Origin of the sequence: Pseudonocardia sp. SID8383 (assembly GCF_009864975.1) — a bacterium.
Taxonomy (GTDB): domain Bacteria; phylum Actinomycetota; class Actinomycetes; order Mycobacteriales; family Pseudonocardiaceae; genus Pseudonocardia; species Pseudonocardia alni.
Genome location: NZ_WWFY01000280.1, coordinates 1 through 2,552 on the forward strand (window position 1 = coordinate 1; position 2,552 = coordinate 2,552).

Here is a 2,552-nt window from a genome sequence, read left to right on the forward strand (position 1 = left end):
TACTCGTGGACCGCCGAGCGGGCGTTCGCGCCCTCGGGCAGCAGATCGGTGCGCGAGCCCGCGGCGTCGCCGCCGGTACGGCGCACCAGCTGGGTCCGGCCGCCCTCCGCGGCGCGGCCCTCGGCCCAGACCACGCCGGTGTCCTCGGTGCCGGGCGCACCGTCGGGGCGGACCTCCCCGAGCCGCACCGCGGCCGTCACCACCACTTCGGACGTGACCGGTGTCGGCCACGACCCGTACCCGGAGATCGTCACGGCGCCCACGGTAGTCATCGCCGGGCCGCCGTGCCCGTAGGTCGATGCATCCGAGCGCTGCGATCGGCGCCGTCTATGCCTCGGCCAGCCGTAGCGTCGCCCGGGCCCGGGCGAGCACCGGTGCGTCGACCATCTCCCCGCCGAACCGGAAGACGCCGGGGTGCCGCTCCGCCTCGGCGAGCAGGGCGCGGGCGTGCTCGGTCTCGGCGTCGCCGGGCCGGAACCCGCGGCGCACGACCTCCACCTGCGACGGGTGGATGCACACCTTCGCCGCGAACCCCGCGTCCGCCGCGTCGGCGGTGTCGGTGAGCAGGGTGTCGGTGTCGGCGATGTCGGTGAGCACGGTGTCGACCGGGGCCGGGCCCGCGGCGCGGGCTGCGTAGAGGATCCGGGTGCGGGCCTCGGTGAGGGCCGGGCCGTAACCGCCGCCGGCCGCGCGCCCGGTGCGCCCGCCCAGGTCGGCGAGCAGGTCCTCGCTGCCCCACATCAGGCCTGCGCAGTTCGACGCCCGGGCGATCGACGGCGCCTCCAGCACTCCGTGCGCGGTCTCGCACAGCGCGATCACCGGGTGCGGGGCCAGCGCCTCCACCGCGGCGGCGCTCGTCGCCATCGGCAGCATCAGCGTGAGGTCGGGGTAGGCGGCCAGCGCGGCGACGTCGCCGTCGTGGGCGGGGGCGCCGGGCGCGTTGACCCGCACGACCACCCGGGTGCGGTCCAGCTCCGCCAGCGCGGCGACGACGGAGTCCCGGGCGCCGTCCTTGTCGTCCGGGCCGACGGCGTCCTCCAGGTCGAGGATGACGGCGTCGGCGGCGGCGAGCGCCTTGGCGAACCGATCGGGCCGGTTGCCGGGGCAGAACAGCAGGGCGGGCCCGTGGTCGAGCGGGCTGGCGGCGGTGTCCACGGGTGGGCCCTCCGGTCGGTCGGCGCGTCTGACCCGACCAGGATCTCCGGTGCGGCCGTGACCGGCTCACCGGGGCCGGACCTCAGCGCCGCACCGCGGCCGCCTCCCGCAGCAGCCGGACCGCGACCGGCAGCGCCCCGGGCCGCAGGACCGGCGCCAGCCCGACGATCCCGCGCATCCCGGTCCACCAGCGGACCTGCCCGTCGGTGCGGAGCACACCGACCGCCGGCGCCCGGCACCCGGCGACGGCGGCCGGCAGGTTCGGGTAGATCTCTGCCAGCCGCGGCTCGTGGCAGGACCGCGCACGGACCCGGACGGTCACGCAGCCCGGCAGCTCCCGTGCGATCCGCGAGCACGGCGCGCAGGCCGCGTCGTGCACCACCACCAGCTCCCGGATCCGCGTGCGCGCCACGGCGCCATCATCGCCTGCCGTCAGCGACCGAGCACCGCCGCGGCCAGCGCGCCGGGGTGCGACAGCATCGGGTGGTGCCCGCCGGGGACCATCTCGGGCACGACGCCGCGCAGCCGCCGGGCGAGCATCGTCCGGACGAACGCGGCCGGGAACAGCTTGTCCTCGCGGCACAGCAGATACCGGGTCGGCACGTCCGGCCAGGCCGCACGCGGCCACGGCTGGGTCCACGGCGTCGTGGACTGGTCGCGCTCGTGACGCAGTGCCTCGTTCGCCACCGACTCGTCGACGTCGTGGTAGAAGAGCCCGACGACGTCGTCGGGGTCGCGCCCGTCGCGGGCGTCCTGCTCCGCGAGCGCCGCCCCGGCGCCGGTCGCGTCGCCCCACTGCGCCGCGGACTCGCCCGGCAGCGGCACCATCGCCGTCACCAGGACGAGCCCACGCACCGCGACCCGGTCGCACACCAGCGGTGCGCTGAACCCGCCGAAGGAGTGCGCGACGACCACGAGGTCGTCGGCACCGCCGACCGCGGCCACGACGGCGTCGGCATAGGTCTCTAGCCCGGCGGCGTCGTCGTCGCAGGGCAGCTCGACCGGCACCGCGCGGTGGCCGCGCCGGGTCAGCTCCCGTTCCAGCGGACGCCAGTACCAGGTGTCGGTCCCCGCCCCGGGGACGAGCGCGAAGGTCGTCATACCGGTGAGGACCGCCCACCGGGGGCGTTCTCATCGCCTACCGTCGAGGGCGGAACCGAGGAGGCCCGATGACCGACCCGACCCACCTGCCCGCCGTCCCCGACCCGGAACCGGCCCTGCCCGACCCTGCCGTCCCCGAGCCGGTCGAGCCCGTCACCGACTACACCGACGACGGCGTCCCCACGTTCTCCTACGTGCGCGACCGCATCGAGGGCCGCGCCGCCACCGCGGCGGCCGCCCAGGAGCTCGCGGGCGGCGACGCGCGCGCCGCGGAGGCGGAGGACGCGTTCGCCGAG

General features: G+C 77.1%; 4 protein-coding genes and 1 pseudogene. 1 reads left to right on the forward strand and 4 read right to left on the reverse strand.

What is annotated here, in order from left to right; genetic code table 11:
* The 4 genes and pseudogenes from GTW08_RS06790 to GTW08_RS06805 form a co-directional block, all read right to left on the reverse strand.
* Positions 1 to 254: pseudogene (locus tag GTW08_RS06790) on the reverse strand (S9 family peptidase); the annotation flags it as partial.
* Between the two features lie 73 nt (positions 255 to 327).
* On the reverse strand, positions 328 to 1,155 hold the full coding sequence (locus tag GTW08_RS06795) for an aldolase/citrate lyase family protein (protein ID WP_161151589.1): 828 nt from the start codon (positions 1,153 to 1,155) through the stop codon (positions 328 to 330).
* 82 nt (positions 1,156 to 1,237) lie between these two features.
* Entirely contained in the window at positions 1,238 to 1,567 is a 330-nt protein-coding gene (locus GTW08_RS06800) for a hypothetical protein (RefSeq protein WP_073577418.1), read from the reverse strand.
* Positions 1,568 to 1,587: 20 nt separating this feature from the next.
* A complete protein-coding gene (locus tag GTW08_RS06805; RefSeq protein ID WP_161151590.1) occupies positions 1,588 to 2,256 on the reverse strand; it encodes an alpha/beta fold hydrolase in 669 nt (222 codons plus the stop codon).
* 68 nt (positions 2,257 to 2,324) lie between these two features.
* On the opposite strand from GTW08_RS06805, the gene GTW08_RS06810 reads away from it, so the two are divergent.
* The coding region (locus GTW08_RS06810) for a hypothetical protein (protein ID WP_202416539.1) at positions 2,325 to 2,552 on the forward strand (228 nt) is incomplete at its 3' end.

Coding starts and splice junctions, on each gene's coding strand:
- GTW08_RS06805 (WP_161151590.1), bottom strand. CDS start 2,256: ATGACGACCTTCGCGCTCGTCCCCGGGGCGGGGACCGACACCTGGTAC.